Source organism: Devosia sp. T2-14 (assembly GCF_055397495.1).
On sequence record NZ_AP027921.1, the window covers coordinates 2,147,434 to 2,171,594 of the forward strand.

The 24,161-nt window shown below is 63.6% G+C and carries 22 protein-coding genes; 13 read left to right on the forward strand and 9 right to left on the reverse strand.

Annotated elements, in window-relative coordinates:
- Window positions 1–39 precede the first annotated feature (39 nt).
- Complete coding sequence (locus ACZ5WT_RS10565; protein ID WP_464283749.1) at window positions 40–624, forward strand: hypothetical protein; 585 nt, start codon at window positions 40–42, stop codon at window positions 622–624.
- 15 nt (window positions 625–639) lie between these two features.
- Here ACZ5WT_RS10565 and ACZ5WT_RS10570 read toward each other — a convergent pair whose 3' ends face one another.
- Window positions 640–1,788, reverse strand: coding sequence for a PA0069 family radical SAM protein (locus ACZ5WT_RS10570; protein ID WP_464283750.1), 1,149 nt, complete (start codon window positions 1,786–1,788; stop codon window positions 640–642).
- Between the two features lie 425 nt (window positions 1,789–2,213).
- Here ACZ5WT_RS10570 and ACZ5WT_RS10575 point away from each other — a divergent pair, with 425 nt between their 5' ends.
- Window positions 2,214–3,707 (forward strand): MDR family MFS transporter, encoded by a 1,494-nt coding sequence (locus tag ACZ5WT_RS10575; protein WP_464283751.1) that lies wholly within the window; start codon window positions 2,214–2,216, stop codon window positions 3,705–3,707.
- A gap of 68 nt (window positions 3,708–3,775) precedes the next feature.
- Here the strand turns inward: ACZ5WT_RS10575 and moaB are convergent, their stop codons facing one another.
- From moaB to ACZ5WT_RS10590, 3 genes are all read right to left on the reverse strand, one after another.
- Entirely contained in the window at window positions 3,776–4,312 is a 537-nt protein-coding gene (gene moaB, locus ACZ5WT_RS10580) for a molybdenum cofactor biosynthesis protein B (RefSeq protein WP_464283752.1), read from the reverse strand.
- A gap of 10 nt (window positions 4,313–4,322) precedes the next feature.
- Window positions 4,323–5,609, reverse strand: a complete 1,287-nt coding sequence (locus tag ACZ5WT_RS10585; protein ID WP_464283753.1) for an MFS transporter — start codon at window positions 5,607–5,609, stop codon at window positions 4,323–4,325.
- A 296-nt stretch (window positions 5,610–5,905) separates the two neighbouring features.
- Window positions 5,906–6,727 (reverse strand): uracil-DNA glycosylase, encoded by an 822-nt coding sequence (locus tag ACZ5WT_RS10590; protein ID WP_464283754.1) that lies wholly within the window; start codon window positions 6,725–6,727, stop codon window positions 5,906–5,908.
- Window positions 6,728–6,851: 124 nt separating this feature from the next.
- On the opposite strand from ACZ5WT_RS10590, the gene ACZ5WT_RS10595 reads away from it, so the two are divergent.
- From ACZ5WT_RS10595 to ACZ5WT_RS10605, 3 genes are all read left to right on the forward strand, one after another.
- Complete coding sequence (locus ACZ5WT_RS10595; protein WP_464283755.1) at window positions 6,852–8,495, forward strand: electron transfer flavoprotein-ubiquinone oxidoreductase; 1,644 nt, start codon at window positions 6,852–6,854, stop codon at window positions 8,493–8,495.
- Between the two features lie 103 nt (window positions 8,496–8,598).
- Window positions 8,599–10,341, forward strand: a complete 1,743-nt coding sequence (locus ACZ5WT_RS10600; protein ID WP_464283756.1) for a tetratricopeptide repeat protein — start codon at window positions 8,599–8,601, stop codon at window positions 10,339–10,341.
- 4 nt (window positions 10,342–10,345) lie between these two features.
- Window positions 10,346–11,221, forward strand: a complete 876-nt coding sequence (locus tag ACZ5WT_RS10605; RefSeq protein ID WP_464283757.1) for a 4-(cytidine 5'-diphospho)-2-C-methyl-D-erythritol kinase — start codon at window positions 10,346–10,348, stop codon at window positions 11,219–11,221.
- 46 nt (window positions 11,222–11,267) lie between these two features.
- On the opposite strand, the gene ACZ5WT_RS10610 is transcribed toward ACZ5WT_RS10605, so the two are convergent.
- Window positions 11,268–12,263, reverse strand: a complete 996-nt coding sequence (locus ACZ5WT_RS10610; RefSeq protein WP_464287193.1) for a polyprenyl synthetase family protein — start codon at window positions 12,261–12,263, stop codon at window positions 11,268–11,270.
- Between the two features lie 227 nt (window positions 12,264–12,490).
- Between ACZ5WT_RS10610 and ACZ5WT_RS10615 the strand changes: the two genes are divergently transcribed.
- From ACZ5WT_RS10615 to ACZ5WT_RS10630, 4 genes are read left to right on the forward strand one after another with little or no spacing between them, the layout of a single operon-like run.
- Window positions 12,491–13,159, forward strand: coding sequence for a tRNA1(Val) (adenine(37)-N6)-methyltransferase (locus ACZ5WT_RS10615; protein ID WP_464283758.1), 669 nt, complete (start codon window positions 12,491–12,493; stop codon window positions 13,157–13,159).
- Between the two features lie 51 nt (window positions 13,160–13,210).
- On the forward strand, window positions 13,211–14,053 hold the full coding sequence (locus tag ACZ5WT_RS10620) for a S49 family peptidase (protein ID WP_464283759.1): 843 nt from the start codon (window positions 13,211–13,213) through the stop codon (window positions 14,051–14,053).
- Entirely contained in the window at window positions 14,050–14,277 is a 228-nt protein-coding gene (locus tag ACZ5WT_RS10625; protein WP_464283760.1) for a hypothetical protein, read from the forward strand. The genes ACZ5WT_RS10620 and ACZ5WT_RS10625 overlap by 4 nt, the downstream gene beginning before the upstream one ends.
- Window positions 14,278–14,336: 59 nt before the next feature.
- Complete coding sequence (locus ACZ5WT_RS10630) at window positions 14,337–15,260, forward strand: glycine--tRNA ligase subunit alpha (protein ID WP_464283761.1); 924 nt, start codon at window positions 14,337–14,339, stop codon at window positions 15,258–15,260.
- 104 nt (window positions 15,261–15,364) lie between these two features.
- Here the strand turns inward: ACZ5WT_RS10630 and rnk are convergent, their stop codons facing one another.
- Window positions 15,365–15,772, reverse strand: coding sequence for a nucleoside diphosphate kinase regulator (rnk, locus tag ACZ5WT_RS10635; RefSeq protein WP_464283762.1), 408 nt, complete (start codon window positions 15,770–15,772; stop codon window positions 15,365–15,367).
- Window positions 15,773–16,077: 305 nt separating this feature from the next.
- Here rnk and ACZ5WT_RS10640 point away from each other — a divergent pair, with 305 nt between their 5' ends.
- Together ACZ5WT_RS10640 and ACZ5WT_RS10645 are read left to right on the forward strand one after the other, a co-directional pair.
- Window positions 16,078–16,638, forward strand: coding sequence for a LemA family protein (locus ACZ5WT_RS10640; protein ID WP_464283763.1), 561 nt, complete (start codon window positions 16,078–16,080; stop codon window positions 16,636–16,638).
- Between the two features lie 43 nt (window positions 16,639–16,681).
- The gene (locus tag ACZ5WT_RS10645; protein ID WP_464283764.1) at window positions 16,682–18,583 is read left to right on the forward strand and encodes a DUF2207 domain-containing protein; all 1,902 of its coding nucleotides are present in this window, start codon (window positions 16,682–16,684) and stop codon (window positions 18,581–18,583) included.
- On the opposite strand, the gene ACZ5WT_RS10650 is transcribed toward ACZ5WT_RS10645, so the two are convergent.
- Window positions 18,521–19,123 carry a hypothetical protein gene (locus tag ACZ5WT_RS10650; protein ID WP_464283765.1) on the reverse strand — a complete coding sequence of 201 codons (603 nt, stop codon included), beginning with the start codon at window positions 19,121–19,123 and terminating at the stop codon, window positions 18,521–18,523. The genes ACZ5WT_RS10645 and ACZ5WT_RS10650 overlap by 63 nt on opposite strands.
- Before the next feature lie 123 nt (window positions 19,124–19,246).
- Between ACZ5WT_RS10650 and glyS the strand changes: the two genes are divergently transcribed.
- Window positions 19,247–21,271, forward strand: a complete 2,025-nt coding sequence (gene glyS / locus ACZ5WT_RS10655; RefSeq protein WP_464283766.1) for a glycine--tRNA ligase subunit beta — start codon at window positions 19,247–19,249, stop codon at window positions 21,269–21,271.
- A gap of 129 nt (window positions 21,272–21,400) precedes the next feature.
- Window positions 21,401–22,384, forward strand: a complete 984-nt coding sequence (locus tag ACZ5WT_RS10660) for a DUF808 domain-containing protein (protein ID WP_464283767.1) — start codon at window positions 21,401–21,403, stop codon at window positions 22,382–22,384.
- Between the two features lie 118 nt (window positions 22,385–22,502).
- On the opposite strand, the gene rnhA is transcribed toward ACZ5WT_RS10660, so the two are convergent.
- Entirely contained in the window at window positions 22,503–22,949 is a 447-nt protein-coding gene (gene rnhA / locus ACZ5WT_RS10665) for a ribonuclease HI (RefSeq protein WP_464283768.1), read from the reverse strand.
- Window positions 22,950–23,016: 67 nt separating this feature from the next.
- Window positions 23,017–23,988, reverse strand: a complete 972-nt coding sequence (gene ispH / locus ACZ5WT_RS10670) for a 4-hydroxy-3-methylbut-2-enyl diphosphate reductase (RefSeq protein WP_464283769.1) — start codon at window positions 23,986–23,988, stop codon at window positions 23,017–23,019.
- Between the last annotated feature and the right edge of the window lie 173 nt (window positions 23,989–24,161).

The following is a 24,161-nucleotide window of genomic DNA, read 5'->3' on the forward strand; positions in this document are numbered from 1 at the left end:
CTATAGTTTGTCGGGGCGCGCCAGCAATGAGAAAGTCCAATGATTGCCAGGAACGGCTTCGCGCTATTTGCACTTCTTGGAAGTGCGCTGCCGCTCGCCGCTGAGCCCTTTCATCATGCGAACGGGGAGTGGCGGGAATACAATCGCGACTGGCTGGCAGCATGCCCCGATGCGATCGACGACGATGCGACCGATTATTATGGCTTCTCCTGCTTCGCCAGCACCGGCAGCCAGCTTCTCAATCGTGCGGGCCTGCCGGCCTACAAGATCACGATTTTTCACAACCGCCTAAACGGCGAGCGTGACGTGGCAGTGACGGTGGCGGCTGACGGCATCGCGATCGATACCAGCCGGCCCATGATCATCGCCTTTGGCGGAGAGGCTGCGGAGCAGTTTGACTTCACCGCCGATCTCGAAATCCGCTACGAAACGGCCAACCGCTTCTTCGTCGTCGATCCCGCGCGCAAGCAAGCCCTGCTCGACAAGATGATGAAGCGCAATGGGGCCATGATCACCGTTCCGGTAACCGGCGGAGAGACCAGGCCAGTCTGGCTTTCGATGCGCGGCGTCAGCGCCTCGATCGACTTCATGGCCGCCTATGCCCGCAAGGTGGCTCAATACTAGAGACGGGCCGCCCGGCTAGAACAAACTCATCTGCTTGGTTTCGAGCTTGGGCGCGACGAACAGGTCATTGCGCAGGCCCGGTAGCTTGACCTCGAGCCCGTAGCGCTCGCGGGCCTTGTCGAAACGCTGGCGCAGCAGGGTCGCATAAGGGCCTTCGCCCGTCATGCGGACGCCCCAGCGCGAGTCATAATCTTTCCCGCCGCGCGTATCGCGCACCAGCGAGAGCACATGGCGCACCCGGTCGGGGAAATGGCGCAGCAGCCACTCACGGAATACGTCGCGCACTTCGCCGGGCAGGCGCAGCAGGATCATCGAGGCGCTTATTGCGCCCTGGGCCTTGGCCGCATCGAGAATGCGCTCGAGCTCCATGTCGTTGATCGCGGGAATCATCGGGGAGGCAAACACCGCCACCGGCACGCCTGCTTCGCTCAGCGCCCGGATGGCTTCAAGGCGGCGGGCAGGGGACGAGGCGCGCGGCTCCATGCGGCGGCTCAGCTTGTGGTCCATCGAGGTCATCGAAATCGCAACCTTGACCAGGCCCAGCTTGGCCAGCTCGCCCAGCAGATCGAGATCGCGCAGGATCAGTGCCGATTTGGTGGTGATCATCACCGGATGACGGGTCTCCAGCATCACTTCGAGTATGCCGCGCGTCAGCTTGTGCTTGCGCTCGGCCGGCTGGTAGGGGTCGGTATTGGTTCCCATGGCGATGGGTTTTACGCGATAGCTCTTGGCCGCGAGTTCCGCCCGCAGCGCTTCCACCGCATTGACCTTCACATAGATGTCGCGCTCGAACTCGATCCCTGCCGAATGGCCGAGAAAGGCATGGGTGGGCCGGGCAAAGCAGTAGGAGCAGCCGTGCTCGCAGCCGCGATAGGCGTTGATCGAGCGCTCGAAACCGATATCGGGGCTGTCATTGCTGGTGATGATGGTCTTGGCGCGTTCGACATGCTCGATCGTTTCGAAGATCGGCATCGGCTCGACCGTCGACCAGCCATCGTCGAAGCCCTCGCGCACCTGCTTTTCGAACCGCCCGGTGTGATTGGACTGCGCGCCGCGGCCGCGGATACGGTTGGGCTCAAGCAGTTCGCGCCGCGCGAGATCGGCGTCGCGGCTGCGGCTCAGCTTTTCCAGGGCTTCGAAAGAGGGGGCCTGATAGAGGGCCATGATACATCTCCTGCCGGACGGCCTGCCGTCGAATCGTGACGGGAAAGGCATAGGAAGATGTAGCAGCGAAATGAGAACGAAACAAGAACGTTAATATTTGCCTGTGCCATATATGGGGCGGCAGGCGGCGCGCGGGAAGGGGCCGCGAAGCGAATTTGCAGGTCAGAATTGCGATTGTGTGGGTGGACGCGGTTCTGTTCCGGGCCTAAACCAGCCGACCTTTGGCGCGCGCATTACGCACGCCTAATGCTTAAGTCTATTATTTAGTATTGACCGCGCCGCGTCGGGTTAATAACTTAAGGTTGAGCTTAACCAATCGCTGCTGACACAGGTTGTCGCGCAAATCTTTTCAAGGGTGACGTCGAAACCAAGCGACGCCGCCCGTCGTCCCAGTGACAAAGCAATTCAGGGTTCGAGGCCTTACCATGAGTACCGAAACGACGACCTTCGACACCGATCTGGCCGGCCCTCCGCCGATCAGCCAGACTGACGCCGCCCGCAACAAGCTCGTGATCGCGCTGCTGCTGGTGTCCACTTTCGTGGTGTTTCTCAACGAAACCATCATGAGCGTCGCCATCCCCCATCTGATGACCGACCTCAACGTTGCCGCCAGCGTGGCGCAGTGGTTGACCACCGCATTCCTGCTGACCATGGCCGTGGTCATCCCGATCACCGGCTTCCTGCTGCAGCGTCTCAACACGCGGCCGATCTTCCTGCTGGCGATGTCGATCTTCACCGCCGGCACGCTGCTCTGCGCCGTGGCGCCGGGCATTGAGCTGCTGATCGTCGGCCGCGTCGTGCAGGCCGTCGGCACCGCCATCATGATGCCGCTGCTGATGACCACCGTGATGACGCTTGTGCCGCCGCAGGCGCGCGGCAAGACCATGGGCAATATCTCCATCGTCATGTCAGTGGCTCCAGCCATTGGCCCGACCATCGGTGGCTTCATTCTGGCCCATCTCGACTGGCGCTGGATGTTCCTGCTCGTGCTGCCGATTGCCATCGGTGCGCTGGTGCTGGGCTGGCGCAAGATCCAGAACGTTTCGACGCCCCGTTATGCGCCGCTTGACGTGCTCTCGGTGATCCTTTCGGCCCTGGCCTTTGGTGGCCTGATCTATGGCCTGTCCAGCTTTGGCGAAAGCTTTGCCCATGTGGGCGAGCCGAGTGCCATTCCCGTCTGGGCTCCGATTGTCGTCGGCGTCGTCGCCATGATCGCCTTCGTCTGGCGTCAGATCGGCCTGCAGCGCGACGACAAGGCGCTGCTCGACTTGCGTGTGTTCCAGTCCCGCAACTACACCGTGTCGGTCAGCCTGATGCTGATCGCCATGATGGCCCTGTTCGGTACCGTTATCCTGCTGCCGATCTATACGCAGAAGGTGGTGGGCCTTGATACGCTGCAGACCGGCCTGCTGCTGCTGCCGGGTGGCCTGATCATGGGCCTGATGGGTCCGTTTGTGGGTCGCCTGCTCGATCGCGTTGGTCCGACCGTTCTGGCCGTGCCGGGCACTGTCTTGGTCTCCATCGTGCTGTGGGCCCTGACCACTGTCGGTCAGGATACCTCGGTCTGGGCGCTGATGGCTGGCCATATCGTGCTGAGCATCGGTCTGGCGCTAGTCTTTACGCCGGTCTTCACCTCGTCGATGGGCTCGGTGCGCAAGGATCTCTACTCCCACGCTTCGGCTGTCCTGGGTTCGGCCCAGCAGCTGGCGGGTGCGGCTGGCATTGCGCTCTTCATCGCCCTGATGACGATCCGCACCGCCGCGCTGGCCACTGAAGGTCTTGACCCGGTCGAGGCTCTGGCTGGCGGCATCCGCGCTGCCTTCCTCGTTGGCGCTATCATCTCGCTGTTTGCAGTGGTGGCTGCCTTCATGATCCGCCGCCCCGAAGGGGATGGTGGCGACATGGCGCACGGGCACTAAGGCTTACGTGAATGGAAAATACGGCGCTCCGCAAGGGGCGCCGTTTTTGATTGGATGGGTCGAATGCCTCAGCGCTCGCTCAGCCGCGGCATCAGTTCGACGAAGTTGCAGGGCTTGTGCCGGTAGTCGAGCTGGTGGGTGAGAATACCTTCCCAGGCATCGCGGCAGGCGCCGCGTGAGCCGGGCAGGCAGAAGACAAAGGTGGTGCCAATCAGGCCGGCCGTGGCGCGCGATTGCAGCGAACTGGTGCCCACTGTGGTTGCCGAATACTGATGGAACAACACCGAAAAGCCTTCCATCCGCTTGTCGAACAGCGGTTCGATCGCTTCGGGTGTCACGTCGCGGCCGGAAAAGCCGGTGCCGCCGGTGGTCAGCACCACGTCGATCGTCGGGTCGGCGACAAATCCCTGCACCGCCTGACGGATAAGCTGAATATCGTCGCGGATGACCACGCGCGTCGCGCAGGTGTGGCCATCGGCTTCGAGCAGCGACTTCAGTAGCGCGCCGCCGGTATCGGTCTCCAGTGTCCGTGTGTCGGATACGGCGATAACAGCGATGGACAGGGGTTTGAAAGCCCGGTCTTCAAATTGTGCCGTCTTGAACATCGTGCTTCTCCTAAGCCGTCCGCAATTCGTCCGGCACGGGCTCTTCGCTTCGCATCACATCGATGCCATCACTATCAGTCCGCGGATCAAGCACAATGGCTTCCGGCGTGGTCTGCTGCTCGGGCATGGGCTGGAACGGTGTGCGTTGTGCAGCGTCCTTGCTCCGGCGGATACGCATGCGGAAGAAGGCGAAAAGCGCGAGCAGGGCATGGAACGATGCGGTGATCACAAACAGGCCCACCGGCGACCACGCGCCCATGAGCAGTGAGGCTGCGGCCGGGCCGATGGCGAGGCCGACGCCCATGATCAGCAGCATGCCGCCGGCGATCTTGGCGAAACCGCCATCCTTGGCGAAGTCATTGGCGTGGGCGACGGCGACCGCATAGATCGGGTTGGCGGCAAAGCCATAGGCGGCGAACAGCACATACATCATCCACCCCGCATCGGGATTGATGAGCACCGTCAGGGCGCCGACAAAGGCGGCAAAGCCGGAGAGGCCAATCAGCACAAGCCGGCGGTCGACGCGGTCCGACAGGCGGCCGAACGGAACCTGAGCCACCGCGCCCAGGATCGCGGCGATGGCGAACAGCAGCGCGATTCCGCTCGGGTCCAGTCCCCGCTCGTAGCCATAAACTGGTGCCAGCGTGCCAAAGGCGCCGTTGGCCATGCCCACCGAGAAAGCCGCCACGGCAGCGACGGGCGAGGTGCGATAGAGCAGACCGATATCGATCCTTGCCGATGAGAGCGGGCGTGGCTGCGGGCTCGAGGTGAGTGCGGTCGGCAGCACAGCCAGAATGAAGCTGATGGCGCCGAGCACGAAGGGCACGTAGCCGGCCGTACCGGTGATCGACATGGCGATCTGGCCCATGGTTGAGGCAGCCATGTTGATGGTGGTGTAGATCGAGAAGATCGTGCCGCGGCTTTTGTTCTCGGCGACCTCGTTGAGCCAGCTTTCCACGATCATCGCCGCGCCGGCAAAGCAGAAGCCGGACAGCGCGCGCAGCAGAATCCAGCTGATGTCGTTGATCAGCAGCAGGTTGAGCAGGATGGTGACGGTGCCGATGGCGGCCATCACCGAATAGGCGCGGATATGGCCCACCTTGCGCACGATCATCGGTACGCCGATCGACCCGGCGACAAAGCCGACCGACCAGCCGGTGCCGATCAAACCCAGCGAGAACAGGGAGAAACCTTCTTCGGCACCACGCACAGAGAGCAGCAGCCCCTGCATGCCTCCGCCGAACATCAACAGCGCGGAGCCCAGAAACAGGGCATAAATCTTGATTACAGAGGCCATGACGCTTTCGGCTGAACTATATCGGAAGAACGTTGCAAATCACTCAAAGGTGACCATAACGCGACATCCGGCAAATGGCAGGGGGTAAGGGCGGATTTGTGTCGCGGCCTGCGCGGAGGAGCGGGACGCGACCGAAAACCGCCGGGAACCGCGATGCAAAAAAACTCACCAGCGCTGCCCGCGGACTTGATCCGCGGGCCAGTTGCAGCACGGGTGAGCGACCAGAGGCCCACGGATCAAGTCCGTGGGCAGCGTCGGTGGTGGGACAACACGCGTCCGCCCCATAACCTGGATGCTTAGCCGATCCCCAGTTCTTTCATTTTGAGCTTGAGGCTCAGCAGGTCCTGCCAGGCTTGTTCCTTGGCGGCGGGGTTGCGCAGCAGGTAGGCCGGGTGGAGCGTGGGGATGGCGTCAACCGTATGGTTGCCAATGGTCAGGTTGGCCCACTTGCCGCGCGATTTGACAATGCCGTTGGTGGTGTCGAACACCGTCTGCATGGCCTGGCCACCAAGCGTCATCACCAGCCGCGGCGCGACCAGCTCCACCTGTCGATGCAGGAAAGGTAGGCACAGCGCCATTTCCTCGGGCGTCGGGGTGCGGTTGCCCGGCGGACGCCACGGCACGGTATTGGCGATATAGACCTTGGTGCGGTCGAGCCCGATGGCAGCAAGCATGCGGTCGAGCAACTGGCCGGACTTGCCGACGAAAGGCTTGCCCTGCCGGTCCTCTTCGGCGCCGGGCGCTTCCCCGATCAGCATGATCTGCGCCTTCGGATTGCCATCGGCAAACACCAGCTGGGTGGCGCGCAGTTTCAGCCCGCAGCCATCATAGCTGGCGAGCCGCTGTTCGAGTTCTTCGAGTGTTTGCGCCGACGCGGCCAGGTCGCGTGCCTCACTGGGGTCGCCGCCCAACGGAGCGGCGGGGGCCAGCGGCCGCTGTTCGGCAGCGGGCGGCATGCCAGCTGGCGTGGCAGGGGCAGGCGGCGTTACCCGCGCGGGCGGGCGCTGGGCGAAGCGGTCGACCGGCTCCTCGCCCACGGCGACATCAACCCCCGCAGCCCGATACCAATCGAGCACGGCGAGCATTTCGTCGTGATTTAGCGGTCGATCTTCAGCCATGTTCTCTGTTATGTCACAGCCCGTTTGGCGCGGCCAGCCGCGCATGGTTCGCTGCCGGGAAAAGTGGACCGGTTTTCCGGTCGACAGCGCGACCACACCGTAACGGAACGTTGAGGCATTCTATATGGCAGAGGCCGGTACGCGCGAAACCCTTTCCACCGATGTATTGATCGTCGGTGCCGGTCCATCGGGCCTTGCGGCCGCGATCCGTATCAAGCAGCGCCATCCGCAGATCGCCGTCACAGTGGTGGAAAAGGCGGCCGAAGTCGGTGGCCATATCCTCTCAGGTGCCGTCATGGACCCGATCGGGCTCGATGCGCTGATCCCCGACTGGCGTCTCAAGGGCGCCCCGGTGGGACCCGATGTCACCACAGACACCTATCATTTCCTCACCGCCAGGCGCGATTTCGCTTTCCCCGGCTTTGCCCTGCCGCCGCAGATGCACACGCCCAATGGGATCATCGTGAGCCTCGGCGATCTGGTGCGCTGGCTTGGCGAGCAGGCCGCGGAGCTGGGCGTCGATATTTTTCCGATGACCGCTGCTGTCGATGTGCTGCGCAGCGGCAATGGCCCGGTGCGCGGCATCATCACCGGCGACCTTGGCCTGGACCATGAAGGCAAGCCCAAGCCCGGCCATGCCGAGGGCATTGCGCTCGAGGCCAAATATACGCTGATCGCCGAGGGCGCGCGCGGCTCACTGGCCAAGCAGCTCAACCTGGCCTTCTCAACCGAGCGCGAGCCGCAGAAATACGGCCTTGGCATCAAGGAAGTCTGGGAGATCCAGGAAGACCGCCACCACCCCGGCAAGGTCGACCACTATATGGGCTTCCCGCTCGACAACGCGACGTCAGGCGGTGGCTTCGCCTACCATGCACAGGCCAGCAAACTCTATCTGGGGCTGGTCGTGCATCTCGATTATGCCGACCCCAGCCTGTCGCCCTTCGACGAATTCCAGCGCTTCAAGACCCATCCCAGCATTGCCCCGCTGCTCGAGGGCGCGACGCGGCTGAGCTATGGCGCGCGGGCACTGGCTTCGGGCGGCTGGCAATCGGTGCCGACGCTGGCTTTCCCCGGTGGCGGCCTGATCGGCTGCGCCGCCGGCTTCATGAACGCGCCACGCCTAAAGGCTATCCACAATGCCATACTCTCCGGGATCGGCGCGGCTGATGCGGTGGGCGCCGCGATTGAAAAGGGCCGCCAGCACGACCTGATCAAGGACTTTGCCACGCGCATCTTCCAGACCGGCATCAAGGACGAGCTGCGTGCGGTGGAAAACGTCAAGCCGCTGTGGTCGCGTCTGGGGACCGTGGCCGGCGTGATGGCGGCGGGCATGGATATGTGGTGCAAGGCGCTGTTCAAGGCGTCGCCGCTGGGCACCCTGCATCATCGCAAGCCCGATTTCGCCGCTCTGCGTCCATTGGGCGGCCCGCGCCGGACCTATGCGCGCCCCGATGGCAAACTGACCTTCGACCGCGCCTCGTCGGTTTATCTGGCCAATCTCTCGCATGACGAGGATCAGCCGGTGCATCTGCGCCTCGCCGATCCAGCCGTGCCGGTGCGCGACAACCTGCCCAAATTCGGCGAGCCTGCGCCGCTGTATTGCCCGGCGGGGGTCTATGAAATGGCGGAGGAGGGCGGTGCACCGGTGTTCCGCATCCATGCGGCCAACTGCGTTCATTGCAAGACATGCGACATCAAGGATCCCGCCCAGAATATTACCTGGGTACCGCCCGAAGGTGGTAGTGGACCCAACTATAGCGGAATGTAACTGGTAGTGGATCACGCTATCGGGCGCGCCCTTGCGGCGCAGTCCCAAAACGGACAATCTTCGCCGCCAGAAAGGGCCGTCCGGCCAAGGAGAGACCAGCCTCGTGACATCGCTTTTCAATCGTCTTGCGCGCCCCGCGCTTGTCGCCGTGCTGCTTTCAGCGTCAGCCGCTGTTCCCGTCGCTTATGCCCAGCCCGTCAAGACCGCCCAGTCTGATCCCCTGGCCCCGCTCGGCCTGCTGCCGATGTTCCGTAGCAGCGTCACCGGCGCCTATATGGCCGGCCAGCAGGCGCTGCAGGATCTGCGCACCGATGAGGCATCGCGTTATTTCGCCGAGGCAGCCCGCGGCGACTGGAACAATCCGGTCCTGGTCGAACGCTCCTTCATCGCCTTTGCGGCCGATGGGCAGATCGGGCAGGCGGCATCCACCGCCAAGCACCTGCTGCAGCTCGACCCCAATAATGAACTTGCCGAACTGATCATTGCCACTGAAGCGCTCAAGGAGCGCCGCTATGGCGCGGCCGAGCAGCTGCTCTCTTCGATCGGGCAGGACAGCTTCACCGGCATTACTGGCGGCATCCTGCGCGCCTGGGCGCTGGTCGGCGACAATCGCAAGGCCGATGCCGACAAGGTGCTCGACGCGCTGGGGCAGTCGGGCCTCGAAGATTTCCTGGTTTTCCACCGCGCCCTGATGGCCGAAGCTGCGGGTGACACCGCAGGCGCGATCGAACTGGCGGGCCGCGCCTACGAAGCCGAGCCCTATGTGGCGCGCATCGTGGAAGTCTATGCCCGCATGCTGGCCAATGCCGGCCGGTTTGACGAAGCCAGCGATGTCATCGGCGAATTCGAAGCGCGCGGCCTGACCCATCCGGTGGTCAGCATCGTCAAGGCGCAGGTCGAAGCCAAGCAGCGCCCCGGCGTGTTTGCCGCCAATGTGCAGGTCGGCGCGGCCGAAATGTTCCATGGCATCGGCGTGGCCCTGTCGCGCGATGGCAGCCTCGATCTGTCGCTGGTCTTCCTGCGCATGGGGCTCTACCTCGATCCGTCGGCCGACGTGATTGCACTGGCGCTCGGCCAGCTGCTCGATACGGCAGGCCAGCATCAGGCCGCCAATACCATCTACGACGCCGTGCCGATCAATTCGCCGATGAAGCCCACCGCCGTGGTGCGCGTGGCGCAAAACCTCGACGTCACCGGCGACCGGGCCGAGGCGCTCCGCCGCCTCAACAACGTGGTCAAGAGCCGCCCCGATGATCTTGATGCCGTGTCGGTGCTCGGCGATCTCCTGCGCTATGACGAGCAGTATATCCCTGCCGCCGAAGCCTATACCAAGGCGCTGGCGCTGACCGGCGGCGAAAGCCCGGCGGATTGGCGCTTCTACTATGTGCGCGGCATTGCCTATGAGCGCGCCAAGGAATGGCCCAAGGCCGAGGCCGACTTCCTCAAGGCCCTCAAGCTCAATCCCGACCAGCCGGCCGTGCTCAACTATCTCGGCTACAGCTGGATCGATCAGGACATGAACCTCGAGCCGGCGCTCGAAATGATCGAGAAGGCCGTCGAAGCCCAGCCGCAGGACGGCTACATCGTCGATTCGCTCGGCTGGGCCTTCTACAAGCTGGGCCGCATCGACGAGGCCGTGACCACGCTGGAGCAGGCCGTGCTGCTGCGCCCCAACGATGCCGAAATCAACGACCACCTGGGCGACGCCTATTGGCGCGCTGGCCGCAAGCTTGAAGCGCGCTTCCAGTGGCGGGTGGCGGCTTCGGTCGATACGGTTGGCAACGTCAAGGAACGGGTCGCGCCCAAGCTGGCAGACGGGCTGACCGAAGAAAACGCGACCGACTAAGGCGATGGCCGATATCCCCGTCCAGCTGGCACCGGCCAAGGTCAACCTGGCGCTGCACGTGTTGCGGCGCCGCGAGGACGGCTATCACGACCTTGAAAGCCTTGTGGTCTTTGCGGATGTGGCGGACGAGTTGGCGGCCGAGCCGGCCAACAGCGACAGCCTGACCATCGACGGTCCGTTTGGCAAAGGCCTGGGGACCGGCGAGAGCAATCTGGTGGCGCGCGCCGTGGCGGCGTTTCGCACCCGCTGGCCCGATGCTGTCGAGTCGGGCCTGCGCCTGCGCCTCACCAAGAACCTGCCGGTTGCCGCCGGCATTGGCGGCGGTTCGGCCGACGCCGCGGCGGCGCTCCGGTTGATGTCTGGCCTTTCGACCCATCCCATTCCGCGCACCGAACTGGCCGAAATGGCCTTGCGGCTCGGTGCCGACGTGCCGGCCTGCCTGATATCAAGCCCGCTGGTGGCGCGGGGCGTGGGCGAGGTGCTCGCGCCGCTGCCCGAATTCCCCGATTGCCATATCGTGCTGGTCAATCCGATGGTGGCGCTGCCCACGGCTGACGTGTTCCGGCGCCTAAACGCCCATGACAATTACCCGCTGCCTGGATTGCCCTCGCCGCTGACGCGTCCCGCGCAGCTGGGCATCTGGCTGGCCGAAACCCGGAATGACCTGCAACCACCGGCGGTGAAGCTGGTGCCGGTTATCGGCGAAATCGTCGATGAGCTGGCAGCGGTGCAGGGCTGCATCCTGGCGCGCATGTCCGGTTCGGGGGCCACATGCTTTGGCCTGTTCGGCTCAGCCGGGCAGGCCCATCTGGCAGCGCAGGTGATGCGCGCCGCCAATCCCGACCACTGGGTCGCCGCCGCCCCGCTGATTCGGCCCTAAGGGCACGCCGTCGCGGGTCTCGAACTACGAGGGCGTGGCACGACGCTTAGTAAGCCCGCGCCACCGTGAATTCGACCAGCTCGCCCAGAAGATTGCGCATCGGCGATTCCGGCAGGGCCGAAAGCGCTTCCTGCGCGGCACGGGCGTGGCCGTGGGCCTGATCGAGCGTGCGGGCCAGGGTCTTGTGGCGTTCCATCACCACAACCACAGCCGCCACCTGATCGTCGGTTGCCGACATGTCGCCCAGTGCCGAGGTGATCGCGAGGCGCTCGGCCTCGGTGCCTTCGGCCAGCGCTAGAATGACCGGCAGGGTCATCTTGCCTTCGCGCAGGTCATCGCCGGTATTCTTGCCCAGCGTTCCGGCCTGCCCGCCATAGTCGAGCACGTCGTCAACCAGCTGAAAGGCATTGCCCAACTCGAGCCCATAGCGCGCCAGCGCCTTGCGGCCGACGTCGTCCGCGCCACCCGACATGGCGCCTACTTCGCAGGCGGCCTCGAACAGCACGGCAGTCTTGGCGCGGATCACTTCGGCATAGTCTTCCGGCGTCGTGGTCAGGTCGCCCGTCTTGGCGAGCTGGAACACTTCGCCCTCGGCCATCACTGCCGATGCCGCCGACAGCACGCCGAGCGCCGCAATGTCGCCGGTTTCCACCATCATCATGAAGGCTTGGCCGAGCAGGAAATCCCCAACCAGAATCGAGGCCTTGTTGCCCCACACCATGCGGGCCGCGGGCTTGCCGCGCCGCATGTCGCTTTCATCGACGACATCGTCGTGCAGCAGGGTGGCGTTGTGCATGAATTCAACGGCGGCGGCGAAATTGATCGCGCTGCCCGTGCCTTTGTCGAAGAGCTGGGCCGAGGCCACGGTCAGCATGGGGCGCAAGCGCTTGCCGCCACTCTCGATGAGATAGCGGGCCAGCTCGGGCACCATATCGACGTGGGAATGCGCGCGGCTGAGAATCAGCGCATTGACCTTGGCCATGTCGGGACCGGTCACTTCGAGCAACCGCTCGACCGGGTTGACGACTGGCGCTTCTCTCATCTGCGTCAGAACTGACACCGTTATTCCGTCCCCGTTCACGCGAAATCGGCAAATCTGGTTGAGCGTGCTGTACCGGCCCATATATGGTCGCGATAAAACAGGCCCTAAAGGGTGCGATGTCCCTAGACCAGCCTCATACCTTTGTAAAACACCATTCTGTAACGCGCGATGCCTTTTTGGGCGGCCGGCTCACCCTGACCCAGCCCAGCCAGGGGTTTCGCGCCGGTTTGGACAGTGTTCTGCTGGGCGCCGCCGTGGGCGATGATCGCGCAAATTTGCTTGATCTGGGGAGCGGTGTGGGCACGGCTGCCTTCGTGGCGATGATCCATCACGCCGCGATGCACGCTACCCTTGCCGAACAGAATGCGGAAACCGTTGTGCTGGCACGTGCCAACGCTACCGATAACGGCCTGGCCGATCGCGCGCAGGTGCTGACGGTCGATATCACTGCAAAAGGCGCCGAGCGGGCGGCGGCAGGGCTGGTGCAGAACGCCTATGACAGCGTCATCGCCAATCCGCCGTTCTTTTCAGAAGGCACCTTGGCCAGCGATGCGGGGCGGGCAGGGGCCCGCCATATGGATGCGGCAACGCTCGATCTGTGGATCAAGACCGCCGCAGGCTGCGCTGCGCCGGGCGGCGAAGTGATCTTCGTCTATCCGTCGACCAGCCTTGCGCCGCTGCTCAACGGCTTCACGCAGCGCTTTGGCGCCGTCACCGTGCTGCCGCTGAGCCCGCGCGAGGGCGAGCCGGCCAGCCGGGTGCTTGTGCGGGCCATCAAGGGGTCGCGTGCGCCGCTGACCCTGCTGGCCAGCCGCGCACTGCACGGGGCCGAGGGGCGGGCCTTCCGGCCGGAATTCGATGCTATCTTTCGCGGATCGGCCCGGCTTGTCTGGTAATCCATGCCGGCGCGCCCTAAATCTGGCCGCGAAGCGCAACAAGGATCTGGTATGGCCGAACTGACCACACCGAAGCGAAACTGGCTGCAGCGCCTGACCGGGCGCGGCAAGACCATTATCCCCGTCGTTCGCCTGCATGGCGTCATTGCGGCCGAACAGCGCCCGGGACGGCTCAATATTGCCGGCGTCGCGCCACTGCTGCAGCGGGCCTTTGCCATCAAATCGGCCCCGGTCGTGGCGATCATCATCAACTCGCCGGGCGGTTCGCCCGTGCAGAGCCGGCTGATTTCCAAGCGCATCCGCGACCTCGCCCACAAATACTACAAGCCGGTGCTGGTCTTCGTCGAGGATGCAGCGGCGTCCGGCGGCTATTTCATCGCGGTGGCCGGGGACGAAATCATCGTCGATCCCAGCTCCATCGTCGGCTCCATCGGCGTCATCATGGCGGGCTTCGGCTTTGTCGGCGCGCTGGAAAAGCTCGGCATCGAGCGGCGCGTGCATACGGCGGGCAACAACAAATCGACGCTCGATCCGTTCATGCCCGAAAAGCCAAGCGATGTTGAACGCATCAAGCAGTTCGAAACCGACATCCACAACGTGTTCATCGACGTGGTGAAGCAGCGGCGCGGCAGCCGCCTGCGGGGCACTGACGAAACCCTGTTCACCGGGGAATGGTGGACCGGGCTGCGGGCCGTCGAATTGGGTCTGGCCGACACGATCGGCGATCTGCACGAAGTGCTCCACACCCGCTACGGCCCCGATCTGGTCCTCAAGGTCATCGAAGCCAAGCGGCCGTGGCTGGGCATCCCCCGCTTTGGCTTTGCCAGCGGCCTGACCGGTGATATCGCAGCGACGGTCGAAGATCGCGCACTCTGGGGGAGGTTCGGACTATGAGCGCCGCGCTGCTACGCATTCTCGTTTTCGCTTTTGTCGGCATCGCCATCTGGCTGGGATTCCGCAAGATCTGGCGTGACTGGACCAGCAAGTTCAAGGCCGATGACGACGAACAGCGCCGCCTGCGCCGCGAGCGTGACCTGGCCGAACGCCAGCAGCCGGGCATTATCGACCTCAAGCGTGGGGAAGACGGCACGTTCCGTCCCGGCGACAAGAAGGACTGAGGTTGACCGCAAGGGGCGCAGAAACTAGGTTCGCGCCCGTTCTCCCGCCGGATTCAAAAATGACCAACCGCCCGCCCCACCTGGACCCCAAGAACTCGTTTCAGGGTCTGATCCTGACGCTGCAGAATTTCTGGGCGGCGCAGGGTTGTGTCGTCCTGCAGCCCTATGACATGCAGATGGGTGCCGGCACGTTCCACACGGCCACCACGCTGCGCGCGCTGGGCCCCAAGCCATGGAAGGCTGCCTATGTGCAGCCCAGCCGCCGTCCCAAGGACGGCCGCTATGGCGAAAACCCCAATCGCCTGCAGCACTATTATCAGTTCCAGGTGATCCTGAAGCCGTCCCCGCCCAATATCCAGGAGCTGTATCTGCAGTCGCTGGCCGAGATCGGTCTCGATGCCAAGCTGCACGATATTCGCTTCGTGGAAGACGACTGGGAAAGCCCGACCCTGGGCGCCTGGGGTCTGGGCTGGGAATGCTGGTGCGACGGCATGGAAGTCAGCCAGTTCACCTATTTCCAGCAGGTTGCGGGCTTTGAATGCTCGCCCGTTCCGGGCGAAATCACCTACGGCCTTGAGCGCCTCGCCATGTATGTGCAGGGCGTCGAGAACGTCTACGACCTCAATTTCAATGGCGGCACCGGCGACGACAAAGTCACCTATGGCGATGTGTTTCTGCAGAACGAGCAGGAATCGTCCAAGTACAATTTCGAGGTGGCCGACACCGAAATCCTGTTCCGCCACTTTGCCGACGCGGAAGAGGAATGCCGCGCAATCCTGGAAAAGGGTGGCGAAGCCAATCGCCACAGCATGGCCATTCCCGCCTATGAGCAGGTCATCAAGGCCAGCCACAACTTCAACATGCTCGACGCACGCGGCGTCATCTCGGTCACCGAGCGCCAGAGCTACATCCTGCGCATCCGCGAACTGGCCAAGGCCTGTGGCGAAGCCTGGCTGCAGACCGAAGGCGGCGGCGCCGCCTGACCTATCAACAAGATTGGCGCAAATCGCTCCAGCCGGAGCGATTTGTAGCGGTGAGGCCCCGGAGCTCTATGCTCATTGCGGGGCCTTTCTTTTGGTCGATACGTTTAGGCGGTCGGTGCGGTGACGGCCAGAACCGTCAGCATGTGGCGCTTGTTCGCGCGGTCGCGCCAGGTGATCGACTGGCCGACGCGCAGGCCGATCAGGGCCGTGCCGATGGGCGTCATGATCGAGATGCGGCCGGCGGCGATATCAGCGTCGACCGGGTAAACCAGCGTCACTTCCTGCTCCTGGCCGGTATCCTTGCGATAGGTGGCCGTCGAACCCATGCGCACGATATCGGCAGGCACGGCAGCGTCATCGACGATGTTCGCGCGCTCGAGTTCGTTGAGCAGGTCGTCCGACAGGTCGGGCGTGCGCTCCAGGCCGGCCATGGCCAGCTGGTTGAGCTGGTGGTGGTCCGCCGAGCCCAGCACGATGTCGGGGGTGAGGTCGTTGTGGTCAGTGTTCGTCATTTTGAATGTCTCATGGGGCCGATGTCGCGCAGTCGCGCGCCGGTCGGCAGGGAATTTGAAAGTTGGAATGAATAGCGCCAATCGCGCGTATGACGCGGCGTACCTACCCTAAGCAGGCGCCGGCGCTGCAGGCATGCTTAGGGTTGATATCCCGCGAGGGGGTTTTCCAGCCAATGTGCAGCGATCATACTCATGGACATGAAGTTAGTGATTGAAGCCGACAAGTCAAGTCATCGCCCATTGCGCGGCTAGTGGCGGAGTGCCAATGTCCGCCCCAATTGCTGGTGCGCGAGGGAGTTACGCACATGATCGGATGGATCATTCTTGGGCTGGTCGTTGTCGCTGCGATCTATGCGGTCACCATCTACAATGGGCTGGTCAAGAATCGTCAGATGGTCGAGGAAGGCTGGTCTGGCATCGACGTGCAGCTCAAACGCCGCACCGATCTGATCCCCAATCTGATGGAAACCGTGAAGGGCTATATGGGCCACGAGCGCGAGACGCTCGAAGCGGTGACCAATGCCCGCGCCGCGGCCACCAGCGCCGCTGCGGGCACGCCTGAAGAGCGCGCCAAGGCCGAAGGGCAGCTGTCCTCGGCCCTCGGCCGCCTCATCGCTACGGCCGAGGCCTATCCGGACCTCAAGGCCAACACCACCTTCCTTGAGTTCCAGGACGCCCTGCGCACCGTGGAAGACGAGATCCAGATGGCGCGCCGCTACTACAATGGCGCCACCCGCAACATGAACATCATAGTCGAGTCTTTCCCGTCCAACTTCGTCGCCAACGGCTTTGGCTTCCAGAAGGCCCAGTATTTCGAGCTGGAGAACGAAGCCGACCGGGCGGTTCCGTCGGTCAAGTTCAACTGAACCTTCTCACCCGCATGTGGGTATGGGAGTGGCGGCGGTGAGAATGGTTTTTCGGTCGGTGGTGGCGATTGCCATCGGGCTTCTGCTCGTTCTGCCAACCCTGGCGCGCGAGGAAATTCGGGCTTTTGCAGCCGATGTCACGTTGCACGTCGATGGCTCGGTGCGAGTCGTGGAAACGGTCGATATCAATGCCGAAGGCATCGATATCCGGCGTGGCATCTATCGCGATATCCCCACGGTGATGCTCGATAGCGAGGGCCGCAAGCTGCGCTCCGGCTTCGAAGCGGAATCGGTGACCCGCGATGGCCAGCCCGAAGAGTTCCGTGTCGAGCGCATGGGCAATTTCCAGCGCATCTGGATCGGCGATCCCGACCTGGTGCTCGCCCGTGGCGTCCATCGCTATGTCATCACCTATACGATGACGCGTATGGGTCGCAGCTTTGCCGACCACGACGAACTCTATTGGAATGCTACCGGTAACTACTGGAACTTTCCGATCCTCAAATCCGTCGCCCGGGTCACCCTGCCTCAGGGCGCGGTGATCCAGGATCTGGTTGGCTTTACCGGCTATCCCGGCTCCACCGAAAAGGCGGTGACCATCACCCGCACCTCCGACATCGAAGCGGTGTTCCGTACCTCGCGGGTGCTGGCGGCGGGCGAGGGGATGAGCTTTGCCGTGAGCTTCCAGAAGGGCATTCTGCAGGCGCCGCAGGGGTTTGATGCGCTGATGCAGTGGCTGTCGGACCTGCGCGAATCCATCCTGCCGATCCTGGGCGTCATTGTCGTCCTGGCTTACAATTTCTCGGCGTGGCGGGCCGTCGGCCGCGATCCGGCCAAGGGCACGATCATCCCGCTCTTCCATCCGCCCAAGGACTTTTCACCGGCGCTGGTGCACTACGTTCACAACTGGGGCTTCGACAAGGGTGGCTGGGCAGCCATCACGGCGAGCATTTTCAATCTGGGCGTCAAGGGTCTCGTGGCCATCGACAATTCCAGCAAAAAGCTCTCCGTCGCGGTGACGGGCAAGCAGCCGGATGCGCCCCTGATTGGCGGCGAGCAGGTGCTGTTCGACTACTTTTCCAAGGAAGGCCGGGTGACGATCGACCAGTCGGCCGGCCCCGACCTCGCCAAGCGCCGCGCCGATTTCGTCTCGTCGGTCGAAAATGAAAACCGCACGGTCTGGTTCAACCACAATACCGGCTTCGTGCTGTTCGGCGGGTTCCTGGCCGTCTGCATCCTGGCGGCCATGGTGGTGCTCGATGTGCTCGAAATCGAATGGCTGGTCGCCGCCGTCATCGCGGGCATCGTCGTCAGCGTCGCCGTCTCGGCTATTCGCGGACTGCTGCGCGGCAACTCGATCATGCGGCTGATCCCGCTGGCCTGGATTGCCATCGTGGGCTTCAATATCGCGGCCAGTTTCGTCGATTTTTCCACCGGGCTATCGATCAATACTGCCGCTGTTGCGGCGGGCTCGATCGTGCTGGTCACGCTTGTCTTTGCCGTGCTGATGCGCGCACCAACAGTGCAGGGCCGCAAGGTCATGGACGAGATCGATGGCTTCAAGCTCTATCTCGAGACCGCCGAAAAGAACCGCCTCAATATGGATGCCGCGCCGCCTATGACCGTGTCGCGCTTCGAGCGTATCCTGCCCTATGCCATTGCGCTGGGCGTGGAAAAGCCGTGGTCCCAGCACTTTGAGGGCGAACTGGCACGTCACACCATCGCCGATGTTGATGGCTCGACCTATCGTCCCGGCTGGTATTCCGGCTCGTCCTCGTTCGATAGCAGCCGCCTGTCCAACTCCATTGCCTCGGCCACCACCGGCATGGCCGCTGCCATGGTCGCGGCCCAGCCCGTGCAGGCCAGTTCCTCCGGCTTCAGCTCAAGCGGCGGTGGTGGCTCCTCGGGCGGTGGCGGCGGCGGCGGTGGCGGGGGTGGCTGGTAGCCGCGTCAGTGTCACCGGCAGGTTCGGTAGCAATCGCAGCAACCGCAGATCGCGCCGGAACGGCCAGGAATCGTACAGCAGCAGTTCGATCGGACGCCATAGCCCCACCCAGCCGGCGATATTGAAGCCCTCGCCAAACAGCTGCCGAAAGAAATCCGGCATGCCATCGAGGTTGCGGAACGTGCCCGAGAGGATCAGGCACACGCCGAGGAAGCCCAGGCCGAGCCACAGTGCCTGCCGGCCGGCGTGAAGGGATTGGGCGAGTGAGAGCTCGATATCGGCGACGCGCTCGTCGCAATAGCCAGCAATGGCCGTCTTCAGCACGGCGGCATCCCGCGTCTCGCGGGGATCGGCCACGCTGACGTCGATGTGGCAGTTGCGCCGGTTGCGACGGGGCATCGACATCAGCTGCTGCAGCACCTCGTCAATGCCCGAGGTGGTTTCAAATCGCCCGGCCAGCGGGTCGGCCTCCGGTTCGCGGAACATGTGTTCGAGCCGGTCGACGGCCACTGCGATGGTGATGCTATCTTGCGCGGCCATGGCAACTCCTTGTGACCATCATCACGCGGCGCGCGGGTTTCGCCAAGTCATGCCGCGCCCGCCCATGGACTTTGTGCGCTTCCATTGCTAGGCAGACCACGCCTTCCAACTCCGGTATCCACCATGCCCGAACTCCTGCTTGAACTCTTTTCCGAGGAAATTCCCGCCCGCTTCCAGCGCCGTGCGGCTGAAGACCTCAAGAAAGCCGTAACCAACGCACTGGTCGATGCCGGTCTGGTCTACGAGGGAGCCAAGGCATTCGTGACGCCGCGCCGCCTGGCGCTGACTGTCACCGGCCTGCCTGCCCGTTCGCCCGATACCCGCGAAGAAAAGAAGGGCCCCAAGGTCGGCGCGCCGCAGCCGGCAATCGACGGGTTCCTGCGTTCGGCAGGGCTGGCTTCGCTCGATGAGGCTAAGGTCGAAAGCGACCCCAAGAAGGGCGATTTCTATGTGGCCCATATCAACAAGCCGGGCGCCGAGGCAGTCGAGCTGCTGAGCGGCATCCTGCCCAAGATCCTGACCGATTTCCCCTGGGCCAAGTCGATGCGTTGGGGGTCGGGCAGCTTCAACTGGGTGCGCCCCCTGCGCGCTATCACTGCGACCTTTGGCGCGGAAAACGAAGAGCCGGTGGTTATTCCCTTTGCGTCCAATGAGTTGGCAGCAGGGCAGACCACCTATGGTCATCGTTTTCTGGCGCCCGAAGCCATTCGCGTACGCCGTTTCGACGACTACGTGGCAGCGCTGGAGCGCGCCAAGGTCGTGCTCGATATCGACCGCCGCAAGGACATTATCCGTGCCGATGCCGACCAGCTGGCCTTTGCACAGGGCCTGACCGTCATCGCCGATGAGGGCCTGCTCGAAGAGGTCGCCGGGCTGGTTGAGTGGCCCGTCGTGATGATGGGCTCGTTCGATCCCGATTTCCTCAAGCTGCCCGAGGAAGTCATCATCGCCACCATCCGCGCAAACCAGAAGTGCTTCTGTCTGCGCGATGCGAGCGGCAAGCTGGCGCCCAATTTCATCATTACTTCCAATACGGTAGCCACCGATGGCGGTGCCGTGATCACTGCCGGCAATGAGCGCGTTATCCGCGCCCGCCTCAGCGATGCCGTGTTCTTCTATGAAGGCGACCTGGCGCTGCCGCTCGAGCATGGCCTGCCCAAGCTCGAGGAAACCGTGTTCCACGCCAAGCTGGGCACCCAGTTTGCCCGCGTCGAGCGTCTGGTCAAACTGGCCGGTGAAATCGCGCCGCTGGTCGGTGCCGATCCCGAGCGCGCCAAGCGCGCCGCCATGCTGGCCAAGGCCGACCTGACCACCGGCATGGTCGGAGAATTCCCGGAACTTCAAGGGCTTATGGGCCGCTACTACGCCGCGGCGCAGGGTGAGCCAGCCGATATTTCGACGGCTGTCGAGATCCACTACAAGCCGCTGGGCCCCACCGACAAGGTGCCGACCGAGCCGACTTCCATTGCCGTGGCGCTGGCCGACAAGCTCGACCTGCTGACCGGTTTCTGGGCCATCAACGAGAAGCCGACCGGCTCGCGCGACCCCTTCGCCCTGCGCCGCGCGGCGCTGGGTGTGATCCGCATCATCACCGAGAATGGCCTGAAGTTCCCGCTCAATGTCGAGCCCGATCTGCTGGCGTTTTTCCATGACAGGCTCAAGGTATCGCTTCGCGATGCCGGTGCCCGCCACGACCTGGTGGATGCCGTTATTTCCAGCGATAGCAATGACATGCTGCAGGTGACCCAGCGCGCCGATGCGCTGTCGGCCCTCCTGTCTTCGGCCGATGGGCAGAACCTGCTGGCTGGCTACAAGCGCGCCGCTAACATCCTGGCAGCAGAAGAAAAAAAAGACGGCAAGGCCTATGCCGGCGCTGTCGAACAGGCGGCCCTCAAGCTGCCGGAAGAAACTGCCCTGGCCTTCGCCGTGGACGCCGTGCATGCCGCCGTGAGCAATCATGTGAGCAAGGACGACTACAAGGGCGCGATGACCGAACTGGCGACTCTGCGCGCCCCGGTCGATGCGTTCTTTACGGCTGTTCTGGTGAACGATGCTGATCCGGCTGTTCGCGAGAACCGTCTGAACCTGCTCGCTCGCCTGCGCGACACCATGCATCTGGTGGCAGATTTCTCGAAGGTTGCTGGCTGATTTCTGCCAGCATGCTGACAGTTTTCTTGCAGATTTCTTGTAGATTTCTGCCAATTTTCTGACTGGCTGAAACCAATCGGGATTTCGTGCACTATCCATCACGCCGCTGAGGCGTGATGGGGGACTTTTATGTCGGTCGGACTACTCGCATTGCTGGACGACGTGGCCGCGATCGCCAAGGTCGCCGCCGCCTCGCTGGACGACGTCGCCGCGCAGGCGGTGAAAGCCGGCGCCAAAGCGGCCGGTGCCGTGATCGATGATGCGGCGGTCACCCCAAAGTATGTCACCGGCTTTTCCGCCGACCGCGAATTGCCGATTGTCGGCAAGATCGCCCTCGGCTCGATCCGCAACAAGCTTGTCATCCTGCTGCCGATTGCGCTGCTGCTGAGCAGTTTCGCGCCGGGCGCGATTTCGCCTCTGCTGATGTTCGGCGGGGCCTATCTGTGTTTCGAGGGCGCCGAGAAGGTGTTCGGGGCGCTGTTTCCCCATCAGGCGCATGGCGTCGAGCAGGCGGTCGACCCGGTGCCGCAGGATGCCGCGTCGCTGGAAGTCGAGCGGGTGAGCGGGGCGATCAAGACCGACTTCATTCTCTCGGCCGAGATCATGACCATCGCGCTGGGCGCGGTATCGACGGACAGCATCTGGATGACGGCCCTGGTGCTGGCGCTGGTCGGGGTCGGCATCACGGTGGCTGTCTATGGCGGCGTGGCGCTGATCGTCAAAGCCGACGATGTGGGGCTGGCGCTGGCGCGCAAGGGCATCACCCATACCGGCCGCGCTTTCGGGCGGTTCCTTGTGCGGGCCATGCCCGGCTTCATGCGCGGGCTGAGCGTGGTGGGGACGGCGGCGATGATCTGGGTCGGCGGCTCAATCGTGATCCACGGCCTGGCCAGCTTCGGGCTGGGCCATGTGGAGCACTTCATCGACCACAATGCGGCCCTGGTGGCGGGCGCGGTTCCGGCATCGGTGACGGGCATCGTTCACTGGCTGGCGACGGCGGTGCAGGACTTCGTCTTCGGCATCGCTCTGGGAACGGCCCTGATCCCGCTGGTGGAGCATGCCATTGTTCCGGCCTGGAAAGGGGTGAAGGGGATGGTGTTCCGGAAGGCGTAGGTTCGCGGGACTTCGTCCCCCGGATCAAGTCCGCGGGCAGCCACGGTGGGTGGGGGAAAAGGGCATCCCTCGCAACCCGTCGTCGTCCATATTGCGGCTGAGGGCCGGCTGGCGAGCCCTAGCGCTTGGTCTTGTACGGGGCCATGCCCTCGTTGGCGAGTTGGTCGGCGCGTTCGTTGAGTTCGTGGCCGGCGTGGCCCTTGACCCATTTCCATTCGATCTGGTGGCGCTTGGTGGCTTCGTCGAGGGCCTGCCAGAGTTCGAGGTTCTTCACCGGCTTCTTGTCGGCGGTCTTCCAGCCGTTGCGCTTCCAACCGTGCATCCAGCTCTGGACGCCGTTTTTGACATACTGGCTGTCGGTGTGGAGCTCGACGGTGCAGGGGCGCTTGAGCGCGTTGAGCGCCTCGATGGCAGCGGTCAGCTCCATCTTGTTGTTGGTGGTCAGCTCTTCGCCGCCGGAAAGTTCCTTGGTCTTGTCGCCATATTGCAGGATGGCGCCCCAGCCGCCCGGGCCGGGATTGCCCGAGCAGGCGCCGTCGGTATGGATGATGACGATGTCGCTCATGGGTGCTTTCGGGGATAGGGATGCCGTCCGCACGATAGCGGACCGGCAAAGGCGCGGGGATAACTCGCTATCGGGCGACGGATGCTTCGATGGCGCGCAGTTCGCGGGGAATGTTGAAGGCGATGTTTTCCTTGGTCGTCACGCGCGCTTCGACCTTGATGTCGTAGCGCTGGGCAAAGGCCTCGATCACTTCATCGACCAGCTTTTCGGGCGCCGAGGCACCAGCCGAGACGCCAAGCGAGCGAATGCCCTCGAACATCGACCAGTCGATCTCGCTGGCACGATCCACCAGCACGGCGACCTTGCAGCCGGCGCGCTCGGCAACTTCGACGAGCCGCAACGAGTTCGACGAATTGGGCGAGCCGACCACGATCATGGCATCGACCTCGGGCGCCACGGCCTTGACCGCTTCCTGGCGGTTGGTGGTGGCGTAGCAGATATCTTCCTTGTGCGGGCCATTGATGGCAGGGAAGCGCTGCTTGAGAGCATCGACGATTTCGCGGGTGTCATCGACCGAGAGGGTCGTCTGGGTGACGAAGGCCAGCGTCTGCGGGTCCTTGGGGGTGAACGTCATGGCATCGGCGACGGATTCGACCAGCGAAATGGCGCCGGCGGGCAGCTGGCCCATCGTCCCCACGACCTCGGGATGGCCGGCATGGCCGATCAGCACGATTTCGTGGCCCTCGGCGAAATGGCGCTGCGCTTCGACATGCACCTTGCTGACCAGCGGGCAGGTGGCATCGAGGAAGAACATGTTGCGGCTTTTGGCATCGGCTGGAACCGACTTGGGAACGCCATGGGCGGAGAAGACGACGGGCGCGTCGGTTTCGGGGATCTCGCTGAGTTCCTCGACGAAGATTGCACCCTTATCGCGCAGGCCATCGACCACGTATTTGTTGTGCACGATGGCGTGGCGCACATAGACCGGCGCCCCGTATTTTTCGAGCGCAAGCTCGACAATCTGGATCGCCCGGTCGACGCCGGCACAGAAACCGCGCGGGGCGCAGAGCAAAATGTCTAGATGTGGCCGCTTTTCCATATCAGATCAGATGCTTTCGCTGGTGCCGCAAGTCAAGTCTTGTTGCAGCGACCCAGCCGCGCAGGCATTATGCCGCGTAGCGTGGGCCGGGGAAAAGTAGCAGGGTTTTCCTGTGCCTAGACGCAGGCGGAGAGGGACCGGAGTCAATTGTTCCGGCAGGACGGCAAGGACTA

Bases quoted from the DNA above. Each gene is read 5' to 3' on its own strand.
- ACZ5WT_RS10565 (WP_464283749.1), top strand. From the start codon at position 40: ATGATTGCCAGGAACGGCTTCGCGCTATTTGCACTTCTTGGAAGTGCG.
- ACZ5WT_RS10570 (WP_464283750.1), bottom strand. From the start codon at position 1,788: ATGGCCCTCTATCAGGCCCCCTCTTTCGAAGCCCTGGAAAAGCTGAGC.
- ACZ5WT_RS10575 (WP_464283751.1), top strand. From the start codon at position 2,214: ATGAGTACCGAAACGACGACCTTCGACACCGATCTGGCCGGCCCTCCG.
- moaB (WP_464283752.1), bottom strand. From the start codon at position 4,312: ATGTTCAAGACGGCACAATTTGAAGACCGGGCTTTCAAACCCCTGTCC.
- ACZ5WT_RS10585 (WP_464283753.1), bottom strand. From the start codon at position 5,609: ATGGCCTCTGTAATCAAGATTTATGCCCTGTTTCTGGGCTCCGCGCTG.
- ACZ5WT_RS10590 (WP_464283754.1), bottom strand. From the start codon at position 6,727: ATGGCTGAAGATCGACCGCTAAATCACGACGAAATGCTCGCCGTGCTC.
- ACZ5WT_RS10595 (WP_464283755.1), top strand. From the start codon at position 6,852: ATGGCAGAGGCCGGTACGCGCGAAACCCTTTCCACCGATGTATTGATC.
- ACZ5WT_RS10605 (WP_464283757.1), top strand. From the start codon at position 10,346: ATGGCCGATATCCCCGTCCAGCTGGCACCGGCCAAGGTCAACCTGGCG.
- ACZ5WT_RS10610 (WP_464287193.1), bottom strand. From the start codon at position 12,263: ATGAGAGAAGCGCCAGTCGTCAACCCGGTCGAGCGGTTGCTCGAAGTG.
- ACZ5WT_RS10620 (WP_464283759.1), top strand. From the start codon at position 13,211: ATGGCCGAACTGACCACACCGAAGCGAAACTGGCTGCAGCGCCTGACC.
- ACZ5WT_RS10625 (WP_464283760.1), top strand. From the start codon at position 14,050: ATGAGCGCCGCGCTGCTACGCATTCTCGTTTTCGCTTTTGTCGGCATC.
- ACZ5WT_RS10630 (WP_464283761.1), top strand. From the start codon at position 14,337: ATGACCAACCGCCCGCCCCACCTGGACCCCAAGAACTCGTTTCAGGGT.
- rnk (WP_464283762.1), bottom strand. From the start codon at position 15,772: ATGACGAACACTGACCACAACGACCTCACCCCCGACATCGTGCTGGGC.
- ACZ5WT_RS10640 (WP_464283763.1), top strand. From the start codon at position 16,078: ATGATCGGATGGATCATTCTTGGGCTGGTCGTTGTCGCTGCGATCTAT.
- ACZ5WT_RS10645 (WP_464283764.1), top strand. From the start codon at position 16,682: ATGGTTTTTCGGTCGGTGGTGGCGATTGCCATCGGGCTTCTGCTCGTT.
- ACZ5WT_RS10650 (WP_464283765.1), bottom strand. From the start codon at position 19,123: ATGGCCGCGCAAGATAGCATCACCATCGCAGTGGCCGTCGACCGGCTC.
- glyS (WP_464283766.1), top strand. From the start codon at position 19,247: ATGCCCGAACTCCTGCTTGAACTCTTTTCCGAGGAAATTCCCGCCCGC.
- ACZ5WT_RS10660 (WP_464283767.1), top strand. From the start codon at position 21,401: ATGTCGGTCGGACTACTCGCATTGCTGGACGACGTGGCCGCGATCGCC.
- rnhA (WP_464283768.1), bottom strand. From the start codon at position 22,949: ATGAGCGACATCGTCATCATCCATACCGACGGCGCCTGCTCGGGCAAT.
- ispH (WP_464283769.1), bottom strand. From the start codon at position 23,988: ATGGAAAAGCGGCCACATCTAGACATTTTGCTCTGCGCCCCGCGCGGT.